General features: G+C 72.5%; 23 protein-coding genes. 12 read left to right on the top strand and 11 right to left on the bottom strand.

All coding sequences use genetic code 11. The annotated features are described in order from the left end of the window. Positions 1 to 14: 14 nt before the first annotated feature. The 3 genes from MUY14_RS24080 to MUY14_RS24070 form a co-directional block, all read right to left on the bottom strand. Positions 15 to 1,625 carry a succinic semialdehyde dehydrogenase gene (locus MUY14_RS24080; protein ID WP_247012069.1) on the bottom strand — a complete coding sequence of 537 codons (1,611 nt, stop codon included), beginning with the start codon at positions 1,623 to 1,625 and terminating at the stop codon, positions 15 to 17. A gap of 109 nt (positions 1,626 to 1,734) precedes the next feature. Beyond that, positions 1,735 to 2,763 carry a hypothetical protein gene (locus tag MUY14_RS24075; protein ID WP_247012067.1) on the bottom strand — a complete coding sequence of 343 codons (1,029 nt, stop codon included), beginning with the start codon at positions 2,761 to 2,763 and terminating at the stop codon, positions 1,735 to 1,737. A 61-nt stretch (positions 2,764 to 2,824) separates the two neighbouring features. Then, the gene (locus MUY14_RS24070; protein ID WP_247012065.1) at positions 2,825 to 3,442 is read right to left on the bottom strand and encodes a TetR/AcrR family transcriptional regulator; all 618 of its coding nucleotides are present in this window, start codon (positions 3,440 to 3,442) and stop codon (positions 2,825 to 2,827) included. 96 nt (positions 3,443 to 3,538) lie between these two features. Here MUY14_RS24070 and MUY14_RS24065 point away from each other — a divergent pair, with 96 nt between their 5' ends. Then, positions 3,539 to 4,690: an acyl-CoA dehydrogenase family protein gene (locus MUY14_RS24065; protein ID WP_247012064.1), complete on the top strand. Its 1,152-nt coding sequence runs from the start codon at positions 3,539 to 3,541 to the stop codon at positions 4,688 to 4,690. Positions 4,691 to 4,703: 13 nt separating this feature from the next. Beyond that, on the top strand, positions 4,704 to 5,840 hold the full coding sequence (locus tag MUY14_RS24060; protein ID WP_247012062.1) for a CaiB/BaiF CoA-transferase family protein: 1,137 nt from the start codon (positions 4,704 to 4,706) through the stop codon (positions 5,838 to 5,840). On the opposite strand, the gene MUY14_RS24055 is transcribed toward MUY14_RS24060, so the two are convergent. Both MUY14_RS24055 and MUY14_RS24050 read right to left on the bottom strand, forming a co-directional pair. Then, positions 5,837 to 6,367, bottom strand: a complete 531-nt coding sequence (locus MUY14_RS24055) for a GNAT family N-acetyltransferase (RefSeq protein WP_247012060.1) — start codon at positions 6,365 to 6,367, stop codon at positions 5,837 to 5,839. The two genes, MUY14_RS24060 and MUY14_RS24055, sit on opposite strands and share 4 nt — an antisense overlap. A gap of 731 nt (positions 6,368 to 7,098) precedes the next feature. Beyond that, positions 7,099 to 7,872 (bottom strand): crotonase/enoyl-CoA hydratase family protein, encoded by a 774-nt coding sequence (locus MUY14_RS24050; RefSeq protein ID WP_247012058.1) that lies wholly within the window; start codon positions 7,870 to 7,872, stop codon positions 7,099 to 7,101. 104 nt (positions 7,873 to 7,976) lie between these two features. On the opposite strand from MUY14_RS24050, the gene MUY14_RS24045 reads away from it, so the two are divergent. The 5 genes from MUY14_RS24045 to MUY14_RS24025 all read left to right on the top strand — a co-directional run bounded on the left by MUY14_RS24045 (position 7,977) and on the right by MUY14_RS24025 (position 10,826). Continuing rightward, positions 7,977 to 8,144: a hypothetical protein gene (locus tag MUY14_RS24045; RefSeq protein ID WP_166641399.1), complete on the top strand. Its 168-nt coding sequence runs from the start codon at positions 7,977 to 7,979 to the stop codon at positions 8,142 to 8,144. 358 nt (positions 8,145 to 8,502) lie between these two features. Further along, positions 8,503 to 8,985, top strand: coding sequence for a helix-turn-helix transcriptional regulator (locus MUY14_RS24040; protein ID WP_247012056.1), 483 nt, complete (start codon positions 8,503 to 8,505; stop codon positions 8,983 to 8,985). Positions 8,986 to 9,107: 122 nt separating this feature from the next. Beyond that, the gene (locus tag MUY14_RS24035) at positions 9,108 to 10,016 is read left to right on the top strand and encodes a lytic transglycosylase domain-containing protein (protein ID WP_247012054.1); all 909 of its coding nucleotides are present in this window, start codon (positions 9,108 to 9,110) and stop codon (positions 10,014 to 10,016) included. Positions 10,017 to 10,081: 65 nt separating this feature from the next. Continuing rightward, positions 10,082 to 10,474, top strand: a complete 393-nt coding sequence (locus MUY14_RS24030) for a hypothetical protein (RefSeq protein WP_247012052.1) — start codon at positions 10,082 to 10,084, stop codon at positions 10,472 to 10,474. A gap of 10 nt (positions 10,475 to 10,484) precedes the next feature. Continuing rightward, the gene (locus tag MUY14_RS24025; RefSeq protein WP_086857625.1) at positions 10,485 to 10,826 is read left to right on the top strand and encodes a DUF3817 domain-containing protein; all 342 of its coding nucleotides are present in this window, start codon (positions 10,485 to 10,487) and stop codon (positions 10,824 to 10,826) included. Here MUY14_RS24025 and MUY14_RS24020 read toward each other — a convergent pair. Then, positions 10,804 to 12,255 (bottom strand): MFS transporter, encoded by a 1,452-nt coding sequence (locus MUY14_RS24020; RefSeq protein WP_247012050.1) that lies wholly within the window; start codon positions 12,253 to 12,255, stop codon positions 10,804 to 10,806. The genes MUY14_RS24025 and MUY14_RS24020 overlap by 23 nt on opposite strands. Positions 12,256 to 12,391: 136 nt before the next feature. Between MUY14_RS24020 and MUY14_RS24015 the strand changes: the two genes are divergently transcribed. Next, positions 12,392 to 12,958, top strand: a complete 567-nt coding sequence (locus MUY14_RS24015; protein ID WP_247012048.1) for a TetR/AcrR family transcriptional regulator — start codon at positions 12,392 to 12,394, stop codon at positions 12,956 to 12,958. A 21-nt stretch (positions 12,959 to 12,979) separates the two neighbouring features. Here MUY14_RS24015 and MUY14_RS24010 read toward each other — a convergent pair whose 3' ends face one another. Both MUY14_RS24010 and MUY14_RS24005 read right to left on the bottom strand, forming a co-directional pair. Next, the gene (locus MUY14_RS24010; RefSeq protein WP_247012046.1) at positions 12,980 to 14,572 is read right to left on the bottom strand and encodes a cation acetate symporter; all 1,593 of its coding nucleotides are present in this window, start codon (positions 14,570 to 14,572) and stop codon (positions 12,980 to 12,982) included. Next, positions 14,569 to 15,006, bottom strand: coding sequence for a DUF485 domain-containing protein (locus MUY14_RS24005; protein ID WP_247012044.1), 438 nt, complete (start codon positions 15,004 to 15,006; stop codon positions 14,569 to 14,571). The genes MUY14_RS24010 and MUY14_RS24005 overlap by 4 nt, the downstream gene beginning before the upstream one ends. 1,003 nt (positions 15,007 to 16,009) lie before the next feature. Here MUY14_RS24005 and MUY14_RS24000 point away from each other — a divergent pair. The 4 genes from MUY14_RS24000 to MUY14_RS23985 are packed head-to-tail and all read left to right on the top strand — an operon-like array spanning position 16,010 to position 21,971. Further along, positions 16,010 to 20,206 carry a nitrate- and nitrite sensing domain-containing protein gene (locus tag MUY14_RS24000; RefSeq protein WP_247025219.1) on the top strand — a complete coding sequence of 1,399 codons (4,197 nt, stop codon included), beginning with the start codon at positions 16,010 to 16,012 and terminating at the stop codon, positions 20,204 to 20,206. Further along, complete coding sequence (locus tag MUY14_RS23995; protein ID WP_247012042.1) at positions 20,203 to 20,655, top strand: roadblock/LC7 domain-containing protein; 453 nt, start codon at positions 20,203 to 20,205, stop codon at positions 20,653 to 20,655. The genes MUY14_RS24000 and MUY14_RS23995 overlap by 4 nt, the downstream gene beginning before the upstream one ends. 7 nt (positions 20,656 to 20,662) lie before the next feature. Continuing rightward, positions 20,663 to 21,379, top strand: coding sequence for a DUF742 domain-containing protein (locus MUY14_RS23990; protein WP_247012040.1), 717 nt, complete (start codon positions 20,663 to 20,665; stop codon positions 21,377 to 21,379). A 28-nt stretch (positions 21,380 to 21,407) separates the two neighbouring features. Beyond that, the gene (locus MUY14_RS23985) at positions 21,408 to 21,971 is read left to right on the top strand and encodes an ATP/GTP-binding protein (RefSeq protein ID WP_086861521.1); all 564 of its coding nucleotides are present in this window, start codon (positions 21,408 to 21,410) and stop codon (positions 21,969 to 21,971) included. Positions 21,972 to 22,059: 88 nt separating this feature from the next. Here the strand turns inward: MUY14_RS23985 and MUY14_RS23980 are convergent, their stop codons facing one another. The 3 genes from MUY14_RS23980 to MUY14_RS23970 are packed head-to-tail and all read right to left on the bottom strand — an operon-like array spanning position 22,060 to position 23,493. Continuing rightward, positions 22,060 to 22,719, bottom strand: a complete 660-nt coding sequence (locus MUY14_RS23980) for a DUF899 domain-containing protein (protein ID WP_247012038.1) — start codon at positions 22,717 to 22,719, stop codon at positions 22,060 to 22,062. Further along, complete coding sequence (locus MUY14_RS23975) at positions 22,716 to 23,162, bottom strand: SRPBCC domain-containing protein (RefSeq protein WP_247012036.1); 447 nt, start codon at positions 23,160 to 23,162, stop codon at positions 22,716 to 22,718. The genes MUY14_RS23980 and MUY14_RS23975 overlap by 4 nt, the downstream gene beginning before the upstream one ends. Beyond that, positions 23,155 to 23,493: a helix-turn-helix transcriptional regulator gene (locus tag MUY14_RS23970; RefSeq protein ID WP_247025218.1), complete on the bottom strand. Its 339-nt coding sequence runs from the start codon at positions 23,491 to 23,493 to the stop codon at positions 23,155 to 23,157. The genes MUY14_RS23975 and MUY14_RS23970 overlap by 8 nt, the downstream gene beginning before the upstream one ends. Between the last annotated feature and the right edge of the window lie 8 nt (positions 23,494 to 23,501).

Below are 23,501 nucleotides of genomic sequence, written 5' to 3'. Positions count from 1 at the left end.
AACACTCACGAGAGTCAGCGGGGGAGGCGGCGCAGGGCCTTGAGGCCGAACGTCATCCCGCGCGACCACAGCGAACCGGGCACCGCGCGCGGCGGCCGCAACGCCAGCCCGCGCTGCAGTGCGATCGACTGGGATTCGGTGTACTTCAGCAGGCCTTCGGCGCCGTTGCGGCGGCCGACGCCGGAGTCCTTCATACCGCCCATCGGCACGCCGACGCTGCCGAACGTCGCCGCGTAGCCCTCGTTGACGTTGACCGTGCCGGCCTTGAGGCGCGCGCCGACCTCCCAGCCCGCGCGGCCGTTGCGGGACCAGACGCTGGCGTTGAGCCCGAACGGCGTGTCGTTGGCCCGGTCGATGGCCTCGGTGACGTCGGTGTAGCCGTAGATCGAGACGACCGGCCCGAAGGTCTCGTCCGCGAACGGCAGCATGCCCGCGGTGACGCCGGACAGCACCGTCGGCTCGTAGAACAGCGGGCCGAGGTCTGGCCGGGGACGTCCGCCGGTGAGCACCGAAGCACCCTTCTCGCGGGCGTCTTCGACGTGCGCCGACACCGTCGCGAGCTGGTCTTCCGACGTCAGCGACCCCATCTGGGCCTGGTAGTCGAGCGCGCCGCCGAGCCGCAGCGCCGCGGTCTTCGCCACGAACGCGCGGGTGAACTCCTCGCGGATGTCCTCGTGGACGTAGATCCGCTCGACCGACACGCACAGCTGGCCCGCCGAGGAAAAGCACGCGGTCACCGCGCCGGTCGCGGCCTTGGTGACGTCGGCGTCGGGCAGCACGATCATCGGGTTCTTGCCGCCGAGCTCCAGCGAGTACGACGTCAGCCGCTTCGCCACCTGCCCGGCCAGTTCCTTGCCGGTCGGCGTGGAACCGGTGAAGCACAGGTAGTCCGACTCCTCGACCAGCGCGGTGCCGATCTTCGAGCCGCGGCCGAGCACGATCTGCCAGGTCCCGGCGGGCAGCCCGGCCTCTTCGGCGAGCTCGTGCAGCCACAGCGCCGAGAGCGCGGTCTGGTTGTCCGGCTTCTGCACGACGGCGTTGCCCGCGGCCAGCGCCGGCAGGACGTCCATCGCGGTCAGCGCCAGGGGGTAGTTCCACGGCGAGATGATCCCGACGACGCCCTTGGGGTGCCGGATCTCGCCGGCGCGGGTCAGGCCGGGGATGACGCCGGCGACGCGCCGCGGGGCGAGGAACTTCGCCGCGTGCTTGCCGTAGTAGGCCGCCACCAGCGCGGTCGCGCTGACCTCGTCGAACGCGTCGAGCCGGGCCTTGCCCGCTTCGACCTGGACCAGGTCGAGCACCTCGTCCTGGCGGTCGAGCACGAGGTCGTGCAGGCGGGTGAGCACGCGGGCGCGCTCGGCGGGGGAGCGGTCCGCCCACGCCCGCTGGGCCGTGCGCGCGCCGTCGAACACCGAGCGGACGTCGGCGTCGGTGGCCTGGGGCAGCGTCGCGATCGGCTGCCCGGTGAAGGGCGCGCGCATCCGGATCGGCGCCGAGTCCGCGCCCCCGGCCACGCGGGCGACGAGCTGGGCCGCCCGCGCCGAGCCGGGCGCCCCGGCGACGCCGCCGACGGTCGGCGGCAAAGGCGTGTCTTCGACGGCGTTCGCGGGGGTCGTGCTGGTCATGACGTCTCCGTTCCGCGGCGTCCGGAGTCCGCACGACGCCGCGCAGGGGTTACCGACGAGTACACCATACCGTCGGTACGTCAGATGTCCAGTCTGATGTGAATATCTTTCACGTATTGGGCGGGTTCAGCGGCGGCAGCTGGTACGTCGGCTCGGTCGGCTCCTGCTTCGGCGGCGGGTGGGCCTGGGTCGCGCCGCCGTGGGCGTCGTCGAGCCGCGACGACAGGTCGCCGGACACCGGCTCGTCCTCGGCCCGGTCGGAAGCCGGCTGCGCGGGTGCGCCGCCGTAGGGCTGGGCGCCGAAGGGCTGCGGTGTGCCGTGCGCCGGGGTGGGCGGCTGCTGCGCCGGGAACGGCTGGGACTGCGGTGCGCCGTACGGCCCGGCCTGAGGCTGTGCGGGGAAGGGCTGGGACTGGGGCGCGCCGTACCCCTGGCCGCCGTAAGCCTGCCTCGGGAACTGCGGCGCACCGTACTGCTGCTGCGGCGGCACCGGGTACGGCCGCGACTGCTGCTGGTAGGGCCCCGGCGGCCCACCGGGACCGGCCGTGGCGGGGGCGCGCCGGCCGGCCAGCACCGCGAACACCAGTGCCACCACCGCGACCGCGCCACCGCCGAGCAGCACCCAGAACCCCGTCCCGGTCGCGTAGTGCGACTGGATGGTGCCCTCGCCGGACTCGTAGCTCAACGTCGCCGAGACGTCCATGCCGAGCATCCACACCGCACCGGCCACCCCGGCGCCGCCGGCCACCAGCGCCGTCCGCCCGAGGTCGCGGACGCCCGGGCCCGCCGAGCGCCGCCGGCCCGCGAAGGCCAGTCCGGCCCCGGCCAGCAGCACGACCGCGCCGGCGGTGAGGGGGATCCCGTAGCGCGCGACGTGGGTGTTCTCGTAGAACTTCTTCGCTTCCTCGCCGGGCTCGACGGAGAACGACCGCGACCAGGCGCTGATCGTCTGGCTGGTCTCGGCCTTGCCGTCGACGACCTGCTCGAACGACGTCTGCGGCAGGAACGACCCGGCCACCACGAGCGCCGCGGCCACGGCGCCGAACATCCCGGCGAGCAAGCGGAAGAAGCCGCCGGGATCGGCGGGCGGCCGCGCGGGGGGCGGGCCGTAGGGATAAGGGTGCGGAGCGGCGGTCATGGTGGCTCCCCTCTGTCCGGGGGATTGGACCACGATTCGACGGCCGCGGATAAGGGGTTCGTCAGCTCGGAGCAGTGGCGGCGTCCTGGTAGAGCAGGACGGCGATGCGCTTCCACTCCTCGAGCAGCTGCCGGCGCCGGTCCGGGTCGCCGCCGAGCTCGGCGTCCAGTGCCAGCCCGCGGGTGAGGTTCACGGTGAGCCAGAACAGCATTTCGGCGCGCTCGGGCGGGAGTTCGCCGGCGACCTGCGTGACGTGCTCCAGCGTGGCGCGCCCGAGCGCGCGGTCGACCGGGCGGATGGCCGCGCGCAGCTCGGGATCGGTGCGGGCGGCGACCCACAGCTCGGTGACGGCGGTCGAGAGCGTGCCCGAGTAGCCGGTCCACAGCAGGTCGATCGCCGCGGCGACCCCGGTCCCGCCGCTGGGCAGCTCGTCCAGCGAGGCCGCGAGCCGGCGGCGCAGCTTCGTCGTGAGGTGCTCGACCGCGGCCGCCATCAGCTCGGCCTTCGCGGTGAAGTGGTGCTGCACCGCGCCCTTCGACACCCCCGCGCGGGCGCAGATCTCCTGCACCGACGTGCGGGCGTAGCCGACGTCGACCAGGCAGTCGATGGTGGCGTCGAGCAGCGCCGTGCGGGTCTGCTCGCGTCGCTGCGCCTGGGTCCGGTGCGCCGTCGAGGTCACTTCGGCCTCCCTGCTTTACCTACAGGCCGGTACGGATGTACATTCCGCAGAGAACTTACATGCTGATCGTCATGTTTTCCAGCAGGAGGGTGTCCCGTGCCGCTGCAACTGCCGAAGAGCTCCTGGAGCACGACCGAGCTCGAAGACCTCCGCGAACTGTCGCGGTCGTTCATGCAGAAGGAGCTCGTGCCGCACCAGGAGCGCTGGGCGGCCGAGAAGAAGGTCGACCGCGAGCTGTGGAACAAGGCCGGCGAGGTCGGGCTGCTCTGCCTGTCGATCCCCGAGGAGTACGGCGGGGGCGGCGGCACCTTCGCGCACGAGGCCGTCCTCTACGAGGAGCAGGCCCGCTCGGGTGACAGCGCGTGGGGCGTGACCGTCCACAACGGAATCGTCGCGCACTACCTGAGCGCGTACGCCTCCGAAGAGAAGAAGCGCGAGTGGCTGCCGAAGATGGCCAGCGGCGAGCTGGTCGGCGCGATCGCGATGACCGAACCGGGCACCGGCTCCGACCTGCAGGGCATCAAGACCCGCGCGGTCCGCGACGGCGACCACTACGTCATCAACGGCGCCAAGACGTTCATCACCAACGGTTTCCACGCCGACCTCGTCGTCGTCGCGGTGAAGACCGACCCGGATGCGGGCGCCCAAGGCGTCTCGCTGGTCGTGGTCGAGACCGACACCCCCGGCTTCCGCCGCGGCCGCGTCCTCGACAAGGTCGGGCTCAAGGGCCAGGACACCGCCGAGCTGTTCTTCGACGACGTCCGCGTGCCCGCCGCCAACCTGCTCGGCGACGCCGAAGGCCAGGGTTTCTTCCAGCTGATGCTGCAGCTGCCCCAGGAACGGCTGATCATCGCCGTCACCGCGGTGGCCGGGCTGGAGGCCGCGGTCGACCTCACGCTCGAGTACACCAAGGAGCGCACGGCTTTCGGCCGGCCGATCTTCAACTTCCAGAACACGAAGTTCACCCTCGCCGAGGCGGCCACGGAAGCCGCCGTCTCGCGCGCGTTCCTCGACCAGTGCATCGAACGGCACCTCAAGGGCGAGCTCGACGTCCAGGGCGCGGCGATGGCGAAGCTGTGGACCACCGAGCGGGTCAACAAGGTCATCGACGACTGCGTGCAGCTCTTCGGCGGCTACGGCTACATGACCGAATACCCGATCGCGCGTGCCTGGGCCGACGTCCGCATCTCGCGGATCTTCGGCGGCACCAGCGAGATCATGAAGGAAATCATCTCCCGCACGCTCTGAAGGGACCTCAGTCATGAAAGCAGGTCCGCTCAGCGGCCTGAAGGTGGTGGAGCTCGCGGGTCTCGCGCCCGGGCCCTTCGCCACGATGATCCTGTCCGACCTCGGCGCCGACGTCGTCCGCGTCGACCGCGCGAAGCCGGGGGAGGACGTGCTCGGCATCCCGACCGACCCGCTCGCCCGCGGCCGCCGGTCGGTCGGCATCAACACCAAGACGCCCGAAGGCGTCGAGCTGGTGCTGAAGCTGTGCGACACCGCCGACGTCCTCATCGAGCCCTTCCGCCCCGGCGTCGCCGAGCGGATCGGGCTCGGCCCGGAGGCGGTGCACGCGCGCAACCCGCGGCTCGTCTACGGCCGGATGACCGGATGGGGCCAGGACGGGCCGCTGGCCACGGCGGCCGGGCACGACATCAACTACATCGGCATCTCCGGCGCGCTCGAACCGATCGGGCGCGCGGGTGAACGGCCGGTGCCGCCGCTCAACCTCGTCGGCGACTTCGGCGGCGGTGGCCTGCTGCTGGCGATGGGCATCCTCGCGGCGCTGTACGAGCGGACCACGTCCGGGCGCGGCCAGGTCGTCGACGCGTCGATGGTCGACGGCGCCGCGCTGCTCACCACGAGCCTGCACGGCATGGCCGCGGCCGGCCTGTGGGGCGGCGGCCGCGGCGACAACATGCTCGACGGCGGTGCCCCGTTCTACGACACCTACGAGACCGCGGACGGCAAGTACGTCGCCGTCGGCGCGATCGAGATGCGGTTCTGGGGCGACCTGGTCAAGGTCCTGGAGCTGGACCCGGAGTCGCTGCCGCTGCACGTGGACAAGACGCAGTGGCCCAAGCTGCGCGAGATCCTCGCGACGGCGATCGGCAAGTACACGCGCGACGACCTCGTCGCGCGCGCCGAGGGCACCGACGCGTGCCTGACGCCGGTCCTGGCGCCGGGAGAAGCCGCGTCGCACCCGCACAACGCGGCGCGCGGCACGTTCGTCGACATCGGCGGCATGGTCCAGCCGGCCCCGGCACCGCGGTTCGACCGGACCCCGCCGGAGACGCCGGAAGCCCCGCGCGTCAAGGGATCCGACACCGAAGCCGTGCTGGCGGAGCTGGGCGTCACGGACCTCGACGCCCTGCGCGCGGCGGGCGCGATCGCCTAGTTCCGCGAGAGGTCGGAGCGCACGACCGAGTAGATGACGTGGTCGCGCCACTCGCCGTTCCGGAAGTCGTACCCGCGAAGGACGCCTTCGCGGGTGAAGCCGGCTTTCTCGAGCGAGCGCTGTTCGGCGCGGTTGCCGACCTCGGTCGTCGCTTCGACGCGGTTCAGCTGCGTGTGCGCGAAGAGGTATTCGGCGAGCAGCCGCTGCGCCTCGGTGCCGTAGCCGTGGCCCCGCGCTTCCGGGGCCAGCACGAGGCCGACGTTCCAGCAGTAGGCCGCCGGCCCGGTCCGGGTCCGGTGCCACGAGACGACGCCGAGCACACGGCCACCGAGAGCGGGCACGAGCATGCCGCTGTCGGCGGTGAGCATCCCGCTCTCGTGCCACCGGCGGCGCAGGTAACCGGGATCGTGCCACCCGAACCACTGGTGCTCACCCGCGGCGACGGGATCGTTGGTCAGCCGATCGAGCAACTCGAGATCGGCCTCGGCCACCGGCCGGAGCACGACTCTGGAGACATCGCCGTCCATCCGCCGACCTTATCGGCCGCTCGACCGGAACCGCGCCCCCGACGCGTGATCCAGCCCCTCAGGTGACGCGCCGTCGCACACGGTGAGTTTCCGTCTGCTCGGCTGCGCTGGAAGGAACTTTCCTCGCGCCGACGGAAGGCTTGGCGCGGGTCGGCGTTGCGTTCGGTGCGCAGCGCGATGCGCGCGGGCCCGGCAGTCGCGGCCACCCCTGGCGCGGGGCACCCCGGCCCAGCGCGGGTCAGCCGAAGCTGCGGTGCCGCCGCCGGTGCCGCGGACAGTGTTCGGCGCGGGAGTTGAGGTGGGGCGGTCCGGTATCGCCCCCGCCCGGAGCGGGTGGGCCCGAGGCCCGTGCGTCGGTGCCGCGGACCGGTGCTCGGTGCGGGAGCCGCCGCACCCGCGGTCCGGCCACCGCCCTCGCAGGGAGCGGGGTGGCCGAGGCCCCTCGCCGGCGTTGGCGTTCGGTGCAGACCGCTGCTGCGGCGGTCCGACCACTGCCCACCCGGAGCGGGGCCGCCGAAGCCCTGCGCCGCTGTCGTGGGCCGCGGCCGGTGCGGGAGCCGCTGCGCCCGCGGTCCCGGCGCCGCCGAAGCCCCTGCCCCGTCGCCGCTGCGGCGGACCGGTACTCGGTGCAGGGCTGCTGCGGTGCGGTCCGGCCATCGCCCCCCGGCGCGGGGCCGCCGAAGCCCTGCGCCGCTGTCGCGGACCGCGGCCGGTGCGGGAGCCGATGCGGGTCAGCCGAAGCTGCCGTGCCGTCCTTCGCCGCCCGCGAACCGCGCCGCGCCCTCCACCGCCTCCGCCGCCAGTACGCCCGTTCCCATCGCCGCCGCGAACTCCGCCGTCAGCGCGTCCTCTTCGGAGCTTCCCCACTGCGCCAGCGCCGACAGCCGGTCGCCGCGCAGGCACGCCTGCGGGAACGCCGCCAGCTGCCGGGCCAGCTCCTGCGCCGCCGTGACCGCCTCGCCCGCCGGCACCAAGCGGTTGGCCAAGCCGATCGAGAACGCCTCGTCCGCTTCGACCGCCCGTCCGGTCAGGATCAGGTCCATCGCCCGTGACTGGCCGATCAGCCGCGGCAGGCGCACCGTGCCGCCGTCGATCAGCGGGACGCCCCAGCGGCGGCAGTAGACGCCGAACACCGCCGTCGCGTCCGCGACCCGCAGGTCGCACCACAGCGCCAGTTCCAGCCCGCCCGCGACGGCCGGCCCGTGCACCGCCGCGAGCACCGGCTTGCCGAGCGCCAGCCGGGTCGGGCCCATCGGGCCGTCCCCGTCCGGGTGGGTTCGGTTCACCCGGTCGGTGCCGATCGCCTTGAGGTCGGCACCCGCGCAGAACGCGCCGCCGGCGCCGGTCAGCACCGCGACGGCGGCGGCCGGGTCGGCGTCGAACGCGCGGAAGGCGTCGGCCAGCTCGGCCGCGGTGGGCCCGTCGACGGCGTTGCGCGCGGCGGGCCGGTCGATCGTGATCGTGGTGACGGGTCCGTCGTGCTCGACCAGCACGTTCCGGGGCATCGGCGCTCCTCGAGGGTTGACCGGCGTGTCTTCCGGGCACGCCTTCCCTAGAGTATTGGGGTGGCCACTCCCGGGACGGGGATCGGCGAGCCGGGAGGAAGCGCATGTCGGGCGGCATGAAGAAGGTCCTGATCGTCGGGGTGGTGGCGATCGTGCTGTTCTTCCTGATCACCCAGCCCACCCAGTCCGCCGATTTCGTGCACCGCGTGCTCGGCTGGCTCAAGGACGGCGCCGAAGCGATCGTGACGTTCTTCCGGACGCTCTTCTCCTGACTTCGACACCCGCGCACCGGCACCGCCACGGGCGGCGCCGGTGGCTACCGTGCGTGTTAACGGACGGTAAATCACGCAACGTCACCAATCCCGGATTTCGGACCCCAGCACTCGACCATCCGGGTGGATTGCGGCTGAAAACGCGCAGGTCGGCGAATTCGTGGCAGCCGGGGTCTGGCGAAGGGGACCACCCCGGCCCTACGGTGCTCACATTGCGTGATCGGGTGGTTCGCCCTCCCCCCGGAGACCCCCGGTACGCAGGCAGTTTCCACTCAGCAGGTGCAGGTTGGTGCGTGCGGCACCACCGCGTGGGACAGGCGTCAGGGCCTGTCCGTCGGGGACCTACAAGGAGGCAGGGATGACCGGAGATCCCGGAGTGGACGCGCTGATCCGGCAATGGGCCGCCGAGCGCGAGCAGACCCCCGAAGAGCAGGAGGTCGACCGCATCGCGAACGCGTGGCTGGCCGACGCGCCGCCGCAAGCTCCGGGCATCCCCGGCCAGCGCGCCCGGACCGGGCAGTCCCGGTTCGTCCCCGTCGAGTCGGCCGACCCCGGCTACCTCGCCGCGATGCGCAGCCGGCTGCCGGACGTGCCGGAAGAGCTCCTCACCGCCGCCGCGGGCTGGTGGCAGATGGTCGGCGGCGTCGCCGAGGCCGAAGAGTGGTGGGACGCCGGCATCAGCCCGCTCGACCAGCGGGCCCTCGACTACCGGGCGGCCGGTCTCGCGCCGTCCGATCTGAGCCGCCGGCTCGGGCCGATGACCGTCCTGCAGCACCTCCGTCGCGGCAGCGCCCCGGCCTGGTGCGTCGCGCGTCTCGCGCGGCAGCAGAAGTCCGCCTGACGGGACGCTTTCACTCGGCCGGGTGATCCGGTGTGGTGAGACGATCGGGACGACCCGCGTAACGCTAACCTGCGCGGGCTCGTTGACACTTCGTCGACACCACGCTGGAGGACCGGAGTTACGTGCGCACCAGTACCGGAAACACCGAGGACGACCCGATCGACGCGAGCGTCGAGGAAGCCGCCCCCGCCGCACCGGCACCGCGCTCGTCCGGTGTGGCCGTGCTCACCCGGCTGATCGTGGTCCTCGCCGTGCTGGCCGTGGCCGGCGGCGGGATCTGGCTCGTCACCCGCGCTTCGACGCCCGAGGCGAGCCCCCTCACCACCGAAATCCCCGCGTTGCAGGTCAAGGCGGCCGACGTCCGCCCGGGGTCGGTCGCCCCGGCCGGTGGCGCCGTCGCGGGCGGGGCCGAGCAGCAGACTTCTCCGCAGCAGGCCCGCAGTACCGGCCCGGCCACGCTGTCGCAGTGGGCGAGCCAGGTCGCGGCCGTGACCGGCGTCCCGGCGCGGGCGCTGTCCGCGTACGGCAACGCCGAGCTGGCGATGCGCGCGGACCAGCCGAAGTGCAAGATCTCGTGGGCGACGCTGGCCGGCATCGGCCGCATCGAGTCGAACCACGGCCAGTACGCGGGCGCGGTCCTCGGCGCGGACGGCCGCCCGTCCAAGCCGATCATCGGCGTCCCGCTCGACGGCTCTTCGGGCGTCCAGGCGATCGGCGACACCGACGGCGGCCGCTACGACGGCGACGCCGGGGTGGACCGCGCGGTCGGCCCGATGCAGTTCATCCCGAGCACCTGGCGCAAGTGGGCCTCCGACGGCAACGGCGACGGCCTCGGCGACCCCCAGCAGATCGACGACGCGGCCCTGGCGGCGGCCCGCTACCTGTGCGCGGGCGGCCGCGACATGGCGAGCCCGAGCGGCTGGTGGGCCGGGATCCTGTCGTACAACAACTCGACGGAGTACGCGCAGAAGGTATTCGGCCTCGCGGACGGCTACGCGAAGGGCGCCCAGTCGGTTCGCAAGCAGGGCTGAGAGCGGCGCCACCCGGCACGCGGTCGGCCGTCGCCGCTCAGCCGGCCAGTGCTAGCGTCGACGCCGTGCCAGCCACTCCTCCGCCGGCCGCGTCCCCCTGGGGGCGCCGGATCGCGATCGCCGCGACGTGCCTGGTGAGCCTGCTCGTCTGCTGCGGGCTCGCCTGGTGGCAGTGGGACCGCTTCACCTCGGCGAACGGCACCTTCCAGAACCTCGGCTACGTCCTGCAGTGGCCGCTGTTCGGGCTCTTCCCGGCTTTCATGTTCTGGCGGATCCGCCAGCTGCGCCTGAAGGCCGAAGCCGACGGCACCGCGGACGAGAAGCCGGCGCCCGTCGCCGAAGTGCCCGCCCCCCGCCCCCGTCCGGACACCCACGTCTCGGACGAGGACGAGGAGCTGGCCGCGTACAACCGTTACCTGCGCGAGCTGAACGCCCGCGACCAGCAGGCCGCAGAGTGAGGACGACCCGATGACCACCAGCACCGAAGGCGCCCGGACAGCGGTGCCGCTCGCCGGCCCCCTGGTCCGGTTCCGGACCGCCGCCTACGTCACCGGCGTCGGGCTGCTCGGCCTCTGCTTCGTGATGGTGCTGCGCTACGGCTTCGACAACCCGACGCCGTCTGCGGTGTACTCGCCCATCCACGGCGTCCTCTACATGATCTACCTGGTGCTGACCATCGACCTGGCGATCAAGGCCCGCTGGTCGATCAAGGGCACCGTGCTGGTGCTGCTGGCCGGTTGCGTCCCGTTCGTCTCGTTCCTCGTCGAGCGCCGGGTGACGCACAAGGTCAAGGCCGGGCAGAAGCTGTAGCCGCGGCCTGGCGGCGGAACGTCAGCGCCACCAGGAACGTGCAGGCCGCGAACACCGCGGCCGTCCCGAACGCGGCGGTCATCCCGTCGACCGTCAGCTGGGCGCCCGCCGAGCCCGCCGAGCCCGCCGAGCCCGCCGAGCGGGTGACCGAGCCGAACACGGTGATCAGCACGGCCAGGCCGAGCGTGCTGCCGACCTGCTGCATCGTCTGCAGCACGCCGCCCGCCGCGCCCGCGTCCTCGCTGGGCACCGTGGCCATCACGATCACGTTGAGCGGCGCGAACGCCAGCCCGGCGCCGAGCCCCATGAGCAGCAGCGGACCCAGCAACGCGGGGAAGTACGCGCTGCTCGTGGTGAGCGTGGCGAGCCAGCCGACGCCCGCGACCATCATCAGCGAACCGGTGATCGCGAGCGGCTTCGGCCCGTAGCGGGGGAGCAGCCGCGGCACGAGCCGGCTCATGGTGAAGATCAGCGCCGCCATCGGCAGGAACGCGAACCCGGTGGCCAGCGCGGCGTAGTGCCGGATGTCCTGCATGAACTGCGTCAGGAAGAAGAACATCGACATCATCGCCATCGGGCCGAGGAAGAAGTTGACGTAGGCCGCGCTGCGGTTGCGGTCGGCGAACAGGCGCAGCGGGACCAGCGGCAACGCGGTCCGGGCTTCGATCACGACGAACGCCGTCAGCAGCGCCAGGCCGCCGGCGAGCGAGCCGAGCGTCACCGGGCTGCCCCAGCCGTCGGACGCGGCGTGGGTGAAGGCGAACACGAGCGCGCCGACGCCGAAGGTGCCGGTGATCGCGCCGGGCAGGTCCAGGTGGGCCCGCCGGCGGGGCGGCTCGGGGACGAACCTCGGGGCGAGGAGCACGATCGCCAGCCCGAACGGGACGTTGATGAACAGCGCGGCGCGCCACGAGATCCACTCGGTGAGCAGGCCGCCGACGATCAGGCCGATCGCGAAGCCGCCGCTGGACATCGCGGAGAACAGCGCGAGCGCCCGGACGCGGGCCTTGGCCTCGGTGAACGTCGTGGTGACCAGGGCCAGGGTGCTCGGCCCGGCCATGGCGGCGCCGACGCCCTGCAGGACGCGGGCGGCGATGAGCAGCGCGGCCGAGTCGGCGAGGCCGCCGGCCAGCGAGGCGAGGGTGAACAGCGCGGTGCCCGCGACGAACATCCGGCGCCGCCCGAACAGGTCGCCCGCCCGGCCGCCGAGCAGCAGCAGGCCGCCGAAGACGAGGCTGTAGGCGGTCATCACCCAGGACAGGCCGGTGGGGGAAAACCCCAGGTCGGCCTGGATGCGCGGGAGTGCGACGTTCATCACGGTCGCGTCGAGGATGAGCATGAGCTGGCAGGTCAGGATGATCGCGAGGACCAGCCCGCTGCGGTGGGCCGGCGCCGGGACGGGCGCGCGGTGGAGCGTTTGCTGCGACAAGGGATACTCCCCCAAAGGAGCACGAAGGTAAGTGGAGAGTTTCTCCACTTGGACACGACGCGATAATATGGAGAGCGTCTCCGGATGCGCAAGTGAATTCGGAGAATCTCTCCGGTTACGTGGTGAGGAGGCCGGGATGCCGGGTGGTGACGCGGTCCGTCCGATGCGGGCGGACGCAAAGCGCAACTACGAGCGCATCGTCGCGACGGCGAAGCAGCTCTTCACCGCGCAGGGTCCCGACGTGCCGCTGGACGACGTCGCCAAGAAGGCGGGAGTCGGGGCCGGGACGCTCTACCGGCACTTCCCGACCCGCGAGAAGCTGTTCGAAGCGGTCTACCGCGACGAGATCGAAGTGCTCGCCGACCGCGCGTTCGCGCTGCACGACGAGCTGCCGCCGTGGGAGGCGCTGGAAGCGTGGCTGACCGACCAGGTCACCTGGGTCGTCGAGCGGCACAAGCTGGCCACGTTCCTCAAGGAGTCGATCGACTCGGGCTCCGAGACGTTCCAGTACTGCCAGAAGCGGCTGCGCGAAGCGACCGGGGTGCTGGTGGACGCCGCTCAGGACGCGGGGCTGATCCGCGCGGACATCGAGGGCGTCGACGTGCTGCGGCTGGGGCACGGCGCGGGGATGGCGGTGCGCAACTGCAGCCCGGAGGACGGCAGGCGGGTGCTGGCCGTGATCCTGGACGGCCTGCGCGTCTGACGCAGGCCGCCCAGGCGGGGCTCAGCTGCCGATGCCGGTGAGGGAACGGACTTCCATCTCGGCCTGCTTCTCGGCGTCCGCCTTCGGCTTGCCGACCAGCGTGCCGACGAACCCGCACAGGAACGAGAACGGGATCGAGACCAGGCCCGGGTTCTTCAGCGGGAACCAGGCGAAGTCGATGCCCTTGAAGATCGAGTCCGGCGAGCCCGAGACGACCGGCGAAAAGAGCACCAGCAGCAGGCACGCGATCAGGCCGCCGTAGATGCCCCAGAGCGTGCCGGTCGTGTTGAACCGCTTCCAGAACAAGGAGAAGAGCAGCGTCGAGAGGTTCGCCGACGCCGCCACCGCGAACGCCAGCGCCACCAGGAACGCGATGTTCTGCCCGTTCGCCAGGACGCCGCCGACGATCGCGAACACCCCGACGACGATCGCGGTCAGCCGCGCCACCCGGACCTCGTCGGCCGGCTCCGCCTTGCCCCGCTTGAAGATGTTCGCGTAGACGTCGTGGGCGAACGAGGCCGACGCAGTGATCGTCAGCCCGGCCACGACCGCGAGGATCGTCGCGAACGCGACCGCGGCGATGATGCCCAGCAGCAGCGTCCCGCCGACGTGCAGGGCCAGCAGCGGCGCCGCCGAGTTCTCGCCGCCGGGCGCGGCCTTGATTTCGTCCGCGCCGACCAGTGCGGCCGCGCCGAAGCCGATCACCAGCGTGCACAGGTAGAAGAGGAACATGCACGCCGTCGCCCAGACGACGCTTCGCCGCGCCTCACGGGAGTTCGGCACCGTGTAGAAGCGCATCAGCACGTGCGGCAGCGCCGCCGCGCCGAGGACCAGCGCCAGCGCGAGCGAGACGAAGTCCAGCTTGGTGGTGCCGTTCTTGCCGTACGAGCCGCCCGGCTCGAGGAGCTTGTCGCCGAGCGGGCTGTTTTCGGCCGCCGAGGAGAGCAGGTTCGAGAACGAGAAGCCGAACTTGCCGAACAGGAACACGGTGAGCAGCGCGCCGCACAGCAGCAGGATGGTCGCCTTGATGATCTGCACCCACGTGGTGCCCTTCATGCCGCCGACCAGCACGTACAGCACCATGACCAGCCCGACGACGCCGATCACCAGCGCCTGGCCGAGCTTGGAGTGCACGTTCAGCAGCAGCGCCACCAGGCCGCCGGCGCCCGCCATCTGCGCCAGCATGTAGAAGAAGGAGATGACCAGCGTCGACGTCGCGGCCGCCGCGCGGACCGGGCGCTGCTTCATCCGGAAGCTGAGCACGTCGCCCATCGTGAAGCGGCCGGTGTTGCGCAGCAGCTCGGCGATCAGCAGCAGGTCGACCAGCCAGGCGACGAGGAAGCCGATCGAATAGAGGAAGCCGTCGTAGCCGTGGATCGCGATGGCGCCGGCGATCCCGAGGAAGGACGCCGCCGACAGGAAGTCGCCGGAGAGGGCGATGCCGTTCTGGCGGCCGGTGAACGCGCTGCCCGCGGCGTAGTAGTCCGACGTCGACGAGTTCCGGCTGCTGGCCCGGTAGACGACGTAAAGCGTGATGGCGACGAACAGGGCGAACACGGCCGTGTTGACGATCGGGTTGCTGGCGGGCACCCCGCCCGCGGCGAGGGCGGTCACCGGCGCGGCCCTTCCGGCACGCCCGCGCGGGCGCGCAGCTCGGCCACGCGGGGGTCGACCTGGCGGCGCGCGTAGCGGAGGTAGAGCCAGGTGACCAGCGCGGTGCTGGCGAACTGGCCGATGCCGAGCACGATGCCGACGTTGACCTGGCCGAACACCTTGCGGCTCATGAAGTCGTGCGCGTAGGCGGCCAGCAGCACGTACGTCATGTACCAGGCGAAGAAGGCGAGGCTCATCGGGAAGACGAACCCGCGGAACCGGCGGCGCAGCGCGACGAACTCGCGGCTGGCCTGGATCCCGGTGTAGTCGGGGCCGGTGGGGGCGGCGGGCCGCCGCTGCGGGGCGCCCGGCGGGCGCTCCCCGCTGAAGAGGGCCGGCATCCGGCCGGTCTCCTCGAGGGCGTTGCCCGTCGCTGGTCGCGCGACGTCGTACATGGGTGCCTCCGGCAGAGAGCCTGGCGTGGCGGCGGGACGCGGTGCCCCGCGGCGGGGCGCCGGCCGCCCTTGCGGTCTGCGAGGCGAACATCGTAACTACGCCGTCCGGCGGAGTCCGAAGGCGGCCGGGCGGTTCCGGGTCCGGCAGCGCCGGGTATTCGGTTTCCCGTCGAATCCGTCGAATGCGCTTTCGGTGGCGAGATCACGGGCAGATCACTCGTAATGATGAGAAGAATTGTGACGCGACGTTGTCGCGTTCGGCCTACGCTGCGGCGAACGAGGTAACCGGGCGGGGCTCGGGTGACCTTCGATCACTCCGGGTAGGCGAAGTAAGGTCCGATAGCGCCGAAGAGGGTCCTCTCGCGGCGGGCGTGGCGGCGAAGATCCACTGGTGGGCGCGGGTTCTCGTCAGAAATCACCAGGTCGGGTCACGGCAGGCCGCAACGCCACAAGATCGGGCACATCTTGAGACTTGACCCACCCGTTGGGGGTACAGAGTGTAGATCGTCCGAGGTATGCTGCTCCCCTGTCTGGACTAATCGGGTGACGACTGGATGCCTGGGTGAGGCGTGTCCGGTAACCGGAATTCCCCCTTTGGGAGCGGGATCGGCGGGGTTCTCGGCCGGTGCTCCGCTTTTCGCAGGTCAGCGCCCGAGCGGACGACAAAATTGACCGGCCCGACCGCGGGGGTACGATTCTTTGGCCCAGCTGACCGCAGCGATCGATTGGCACCGATAAAGTTGATCTCGACAACCGTGCAGAACGCAACTTGCGACGTGCACGTGCACAGTCCCTTGCACGGGACGTCGGGGTGGTGCCTGCCCGGAAACGGACGCGCGGACGGCGGGGCTGCCGGGGGCGAGCGAGGGCGACGGCGAAGTGGCAGGGTGCGGACGGCGCGGCCGTCCGGGCGCCCGCCGCGAGCCGGCACGCCGCGCCGCCGACGCGGATTCATGACGCCGGACAGGGAGTCACTCACGTGACCGTTGCAGGAGAAGGTCAGGTGCCCGTGGGGGAGCTGCTCGGCCGAGCGCCCCGGCGGTCGAAGGGGAAGGCCCTGTGGCACGCGCTCGTGCACTGGCGCGACTGGAGCCTCCCCGTCAAGCTTTCGGCCGTCACCGTCGTGCCCATCGTCATCGCGCTGGTGCTCGGCATCACGACGATCGCGGCCCAGGTCGGCCGCTCGGACGAATACCAGCGGCTCGACCGGCTCGTCGCGCTCGGCGGCCAGGTCCGCGCGCTCACCGGCGCCCTGCAGCAGGAGCGCACGGTCACCGCGGCGATGCTGACCGACGGCACCGTCGGCGGCACCCCCGAACTCGCGGCGGCCCGCAAGGCCACCGACGCGGCGGTCGGCCCGTTCACCGCCGCCCAGTCCCGCGCGGCCGCCATCGAACCGGGCGTCGCGGGTGCCGCCGGCGCCGCCACCTCGCAGCTGGGCAACCTCGACTTCCTGCGCCGCCAGGTCGACGGCGGCCAGCTCGACCCCGGCCAGGCCATCACGGCGTTCTCCGACCTCGCGAAGCCGCTCGTCGCCCTCGACACCGCGGCCACCGCGGGCGCCGGTGACGGCACGCTCGGCGGCACCCCCGCCGGGCTGCACGAGCTCCTCGTCGCGGGCGAGCAGGTGTCGGTCAGCCAGGCGCTGGTGTCCTTCGGCATCGCGCGCGCCGGGCTGTCGCCGAGCGAGCTCGCCACCCTCCGCGCCGCCGAGCTGCGCCTCGGCGACCGGCTCGTCGACTTCCGCTCCGCGGCGGGCGACACGCTGCAGCGCGACTTCGCGGCCATCGCCGAAGGCTCGCAGGCGCAGAGCCGCGCCCGGATGGTCGAGTCGGTGCTGAACGCGCCGAGCGGCGCGGTCGACGACGCCTTCCGGACGCTGTCGCCCCAGGACTGGAACGCCGCGTCCGGCGCGATGCGCACGCAGATCGGGCAGGTCGCCGACCGGCTCGGCGGGGCGGCGTCGGCGACGTCGGCGGAGCTGGTCGACGAGTCCAGCAGCGGTGCGGGCCTGCTCGCCGTGCTGCTGTTCGGCGCGATGGTGCTCGCCGTCGCGGTCGTCTTCCTCATCACCCGCCAGCTGCTGCGCTCGCTGAAGGTGCTGCGCCGCAGCGCCCTCGACGTCGCCGAGAACGCGCTGCCGGAGGCCGTCCGCAACATCCAGGAGGGCCGCGCGCAGGGCACCGACGTCCGGCCGGTCCCGGTGCAGACCGACGACGAGGTCGGCGAGGTGGCGCGCGCGTTCGACAAGGTGCACCACCAGGCGCTGCGGCTGGCGACCGAGCAGGCCGCGATGCGCACCGGCTACGGCAGCGTCTTCGTCAACCTTTCGCGGCGCAGCCAGAGCCTGGTCCAGCGGCAGCTGCAGCTGATCGAGCAGCTCGAGCGGGACGAGGAGGACGCCGACCAGCTGGCGACGCTGTTCCAGCTCGACCACCTCGCCACCCGGATGCGGCGCAACAACGAGAACCTGATGGTGCTCTCGGGCGCCGAGCCGGGCCGCCGGTCGGGGAAGCCGGTCGGCACGACGGACATGCTGCGCGCCGCGGTGTCGGAGATCGAGCAGTACCAGCGGGTCCAGGTCCAGCCGCCGCCCCCGGCGCGGATCGTCGGCTACGCGGCGAGCGACCTGATGCGCCTGGTCGCCGAGCTGCTGGACAACGCCACGGCGTTCTCCGCGCCGGAGACGTCGGTGACGGTGGCGTCGCGGCTGGGCGAGGACGGCTCGCTCAACATCGACATCCTCGACAAGGGCATCGGCATGAACGAGGCCGAGGTCGCCGAGGCGAACACCCGGCTGACCGAAGCGGGGTCGGTCGACCTGGCCACCTCACGCCGGATGGGCTTGTTCGTCGTCGGCCGCCTGGCCAGCAGGCACCGCATCGGGGTCTCGCTGCACGGCGGCAAGGACATCGTCGGCGTCCGCGCCACGGTCGTCGTCCCGGCGGACCTGGTGATGCCGGTGACCGACGGCCCGGCGACCGGCCCGATCGGCGCCCTCCAACAGCACCCGGCCAGCCCCGCGGCGGGCAACCGCCTGCCGCGCCGCCAGGTCAACGGCCACTCCCGCCCGCGCCCGGTCGTCCCGCAGCAGCCGGCGATGGGGGAGGAGCGCTGGCCGTCGGCGAGCGACCTCGCGGGCCTCTCGGACCCGCGCCCGCCCTCGGACCTGGAGATCTCCGGGACGGCGCTGTTCGCGCCCCTCCCGAAGGACGACGACACCCCGCCGTCGCCGCCGCGCCCGACGTTGCCCGCGGTGCTGCCGGTGCCCCCGCAGCCGCCGAAGCAGCCGAAGCCGGACGAGCTGCCGGCGGGCAAGGACCTGTTCTCCGCCAACGAGACGACGCTGAGCGACTGGTGGCGGCAGGCAACGGCAACCCCGCCGGCCGCCCCGGCCCCCGAGCCGGCCCCGGACCGGTCGGAGACGACCCCGATCTTCGACGAGATGCTGTCGGCGTGGTTCCGCGAGGACAAGCCGGCCGCCGCTCCGGCGACCCCGGTCACTCCTGCTCCTTCGGCTCCTGCCTCGGCTCCTTCGGCCGAGGAACCGGCCGCGGCGGAAGCGGAACCGCAGGAGCGACGCAGCTGGGACTTCGCGAGCGACGAGAACTTCCGCACGGTCCAGGCCCGGTCCCAGGCCGCCCCGACGGCGTTCACGGAGGCGGGCCTCCCGCGCCGCCGCCGAGGCGAGCAGCTGATGCCGGGCAGCGCGGTCCCGCCCCCGGCCGCCCCCACCCCGGCGCCGTCCCGCCCGGAACTCCCGGTCCGCGACCCGGCGGACGTCCGAGGCCGCCTGAGCAGCTTCCAACAGGGCGTGACCCGCGGCCGCCAGCAGGCCCGCCAGTCGAAGCCCCAAGCAGCCGGCACCGAGGGCGCGACACCGGCCACGGCCGCCCAGCCGGGCACGACCGCTCCGGCACGCCAGCCGGGCGGGGTCGCCTCGGCCTTCCAGCCGGGCGCGGGCGATCCGGCACCTCAGCAGGCAGCGGGTCTTTCGCCTGCGCACCAGCCGGGCACCGACGAGCGGGCGGTGGGCGCTCCGGCCACGCAGGCAAGCGCGGACCAGTCGACCGGCCCGCAGCCGGAGACAGCGGCCCATCAGAGCGCTTCCGCCGCGCACCCGCCCACCGGCACCGACAGGCAGCCCGCCGGCTCCCAGCCGAACGGCCTGCCCCAACCCCGCCGCCAGTCGCCGCCGGCCCAGAGCGGCCAGCCCGGGCCGGGTCAGGCGGGTGCCCTGCCGAACGGTCTGCTTCAGCCGGGTCAGGCGGGCGCTGAGCCGAACGGTCAGTCCGGGCCGGGTCAGGCGGGTGCCCTGCCGAAGGGTCTGCTTCAGCCGGGTCAGGCGGGCGCTGAGCCGAACGGTCAGTCCGGGCCGGGTCAGGCGGGTGCTCTGCCGAACGGTCTGCTTCAGCCGGGTCAAGCGGGCGCTGAGCCGAACGGCCAGTCCGGGGCGGGTCAGGCGGGCGCTGAGCCGAACGGTCAGCCCGGGCCGGGTCAGGCGGGTGCCCTGCCGAACGGTCTGCTTCCGCCGGGGCGGCCGAACGGCCTGCCCCGACCGGGCCAAGCCGGTGCCCAGCCGAACGGGCTGCCTCAGCGGGGCCAGGCGGGTGCTCAGCCGGACGGCCTGCTGCAGCCCGGCCAGGCGGGCGCCCAGCCGAACGGCGTGCCCCAGCCGATCCCGCCCGGCGCCCCGGACGGCCTGCCCCAGCGAGGCCAGACCGCGCCCCCACCGGCCACCGACCTCCACCCCCCGGCGCAACCGCCGTCCGACGAGCCGGAGGTCCCCACCGCCACCGGCCGCCCCAGCACTCCGCCGTCGTCGCTGCCCTCCCGCCGCGGCGCCGGGGCGGAAACCCCGGAGACCCCCGAAGCCCCCGTCCCCCGGGAGGAAACCTCCGCCGTCGAGGTCACCACCGAGTGGAACTTCGGGACCGATGACGGGTGGCGGGCGGTGCAAGCGGTGTCCCAGTCGGCACCCGCCACATTCACTTCGGCAGGATTGCCCCGGCGCCGTCGCGGGGAGCAGCTGCTTCCGGGCAGCGCCGGACCGCCCACCGGAGCCACGGCTCCCCGACCACAACGGGACGCGCACGACGTGCGCGGCCGCCTGCGGAGCTTCCAGCAGGGCATCGAGCGTGGACGCCACCGCACCGCACAGGCGGCCGAGACCAACCACGAGACACTGGAGGGTGAATGAACTCGCCGAGTAGCGCCCAGCCGACGCAGAACCAGTTCGGCTGGCTGGTGAACGACTTCGCGGAGCGGGTGCCCGGCGTGGCCCACGCCGTGGTCGTCTCGGCGGACGGCTTGCTGCTGACCGCGTCGAACCGGCTCCCGCTCGACCGGGCCGACCAGCTCGCCGCGGTCGCTTCGGGTCTGGTCAGCCTCACCCAGGGCGCCGCCCGCTGCTTCGAGGCCGGCGCGGTCAACGAGACCGTCGTCGAGATGGAACTCGGGATCATGGTGCTGATGTCGATCAGCGACGGGTCCTGCCTCGCCATCCTCGCCGCCCCCAACTGCGACATCGGCCAGGTCGCCTACGAGATGACGATGCTCGTGGACCGGGTCGGCCAGATCCTCACGCCGGAGCTGCGCGCCCAGCTTCAGGGCTCCGGTGGGTCGCTGATCGGCGAACCGGTGGGATGATGGCGCGATGAGCACGGGGTCCGGATTCAACGGCGAACCACCCGAGGGCCAGCAGCCCGCCGGGCGTGAGGACGACGGCACGTTCGCCGACGTCCTCAACGGGTTCACCCTGGATTCCGGCCGTGCCCGCCGGAAGCGCAAGAAGAGCAAGGAGTCCCCGCCACCCCCGGCCGCCGGTGCGCACGCGGCCGCGGAACCGCCGGCGCCCGCGCCGTCGGCCGACCCAGGAGATCGCGTGACCTCTTTAGTCTCTCCACCCGGCAGTACCGACGGGGACAGCCCGCGACCTGGTGGTTTGTTCGATCCGGGGCCACCCAGCGGCGAGTTCGTGATGCCCGCGGTGTTCGAGCAGCCGCCCGCGCCGGAGGAGCTGACGGCTATCGTCCGGCCCTACGCGCTGACCGGCGGCCGCACTCGGGCAAACTACGCCCTGGAGCTGGAGACACTGATCTCCGCGAAGGACTACGCTGCCACCGGTGGCTTCCCCGAAGTGGCCGCGGAGCAGATCGAGTGCATCTCGATCATGGAAGAGTGCCGGACCCCCCGTTCGGTCGCCGAGATCGTGTCGGCCTTGCGGGTGCCACTGGGTGTGGCCCGGGTGCTGATCAGCGACGCGGCCGACGCGGGGCTGGTCACGGTGCACAAGACGATTACGGGCAATGACGGCGCCGAGGCACATCTGGTGTTGATGGAAAGGGTTTTGAGTGGACTCCGTCGGCTATAAGGCACCGCGGGACACCGCGCCCCCGACCATGACATCCGCCAAGATCGTGGTGGCTGGCGGTTTCGGAGCGGGGAAGACGACCTTCGTCGGGTCGGTGTCGGAGATCGTGCCGCTGACCACCGAGGCGATGATGACCGACGCCAGTGTCGGCGTCGACAACCTCGACCACACGCCGGGCAAGTCGACGACGACGGTGGCGATGGACTTCGGGCGCGTCTCCCTGGACGCGGACCTGATCCTCTACCTGTTCGGCACTCCCGGCCAGCAGCGGTTCTGGTTCATGTGGGACGACCTCGTCCGCGGCGCGATCGGCGCGGTGGTGCTCGCCGACACGCGCCGGCTCGCGGACTCGTTCGCCCCGATCGACTTCTTCGAGGACCGGGGACTGCCGTACATCGTCGGCGTCAACACGTTCGACGGCGTGCTGGAGCACGACATCAACGACGTCCGCGAGGCACTGTCGATCGACCCGAACATCCCGATCGTCCGCTGCGACGCGCGGGACCGCGAGTCGACCAAGCAGACGCTCATCACGCTGGTCGAGTACGCCATGCGGCAGTGGATCGCGCTGCGGGCGGCCAACGCCCGCTGACGCCGCACGGGCCCGGGGAACACCCCGGGCCCGGCGCCGCGCACACCCGGTGGATCGTCGGCCGTCGTCGCCCGCCCGCGGGCAGGCGTCAGTATTCGTCGTGCCGGCGCCACCAGGCGCCGGGACCGTCGTCGCCCCGGCTCTCCTCTTCCCACGCCTCCTGCCGCCCCAGCGGCGTGACGTCGAGGTAGCGGTGCGAGGCGAGGAACATCTCGCCGCCGCGGTTGCTGGTGAAGTACGTCCGGTACACGTCGTCGCCGGTGCGCAGGAACACGCTGATCCCGAAGCCCATGCCGACGCCGCAGTCCTCGGTGAAGTCGCTGCCGTGCGCGGACACCCACGGCACGTCCCAGCCCATCCGGCCCTTGTAGCTCTCGATCTCGGCGAGCGTCGCCGGCGCGACGACCTGGAGCGTGACGTCGCGGTCGTGCAGGTGGGCCAGGTGCGGCATGTTGTCGACGAGCAGCGAGCAGCCGGGGCAGCCCGCTTCGTCGCCCGGGTGCAGCATGAAGTGGTAGACGATCAGCTGGGGCCGTCCGTCGAACAGGTCCAGCAGGCTCTTCTTCCCCTCCGCCGACTCGAAGACGTACGGCTTCGTGAACGGCACCATCGGCAGCCGGCGGCGTTCGGCGGCGAGGTGGTCCGCCGCCTTCATGTGCTCCTTCTCCTTGACGAGCAGTGCGTCGCGCGCGGCCTGCCACTCCTCCGGCGAGACGATCTCGGGCAGGGCGTGCTGGGTGGCGGTCATCGGTCTTCCTCTCCTCGGTGGTGGATGAAGCCGGCCAGGTCGTCGAAGCTGGAGGTCCAGCCGCCGTGGTGGTCGTCGCGGTCGGCGGCGGCGGGGAAGCCGGCTTGGACGAAGGTCATCTCCGTCTTGCCGTCCAGATCGGCGAAGTCGATCGTCACGAGGGTCTCGGCGCGCAGGTCGCCCTCGGTGTCCCAGGTGAAGGTGAACACGAGCCGCTCGGGGGCGGTGATCTCGCGGTAGGTGCCGTGCATCCAGTGCTCGTCGCCTTCGGGGGAGCGGATGCACGCCCGCCAGGCGCCGCCCGGCCGCGTCGCGAGCGTGACCGCGCAGCCGGTGTAGCCGTGCGGACCGAGCCAGCTCGCCAGCTGGTCGGGGTCGGTCCAGGCGGCGAAGACGAGCTCGCGGGGCGCGTCGAAGACGCGGGTGATGGTCAGCTCAGGCACGCTCGCCCCCGCTCCTCAGCGAGCGCAGGTGCTCGTCGAGGCGGTCGAACCCGTCGTCCCAGAACGGGCGGTAGGCCGCCACCCAGTCGGCGACGTCTTCAAGGGGTTTCGCCGCCAGCCGGCAGGGCCGCCACTGGCGCGTGCGGCCGCGGGTGATGAGCCCGGCCTGCTCCAGCACCTTGAGGTGCCGCGAGACGGCGGGCAGGCTCATCGGGAACGGCTCGGCGAGCTCGTTCACCGTCGCCTCGCCCGCCGAAAGCCGGGCGAGGATGGCGCGCCGGGTCGGGTCGGCGAGGGCCGCGAACGTGCGGCTCAGGTGGTCCGTGGGCATCGTCATTT

This window comes from Amycolatopsis sp. FBCC-B4732 (assembly GCF_023008405.1).
GTDB lineage: Bacteria > Actinomycetota > Actinomycetes > Mycobacteriales > Pseudonocardiaceae > Amycolatopsis > Amycolatopsis pretoriensis_A.
This window is presented reverse-complemented; position numbering and strand designations above follow the sequence as displayed.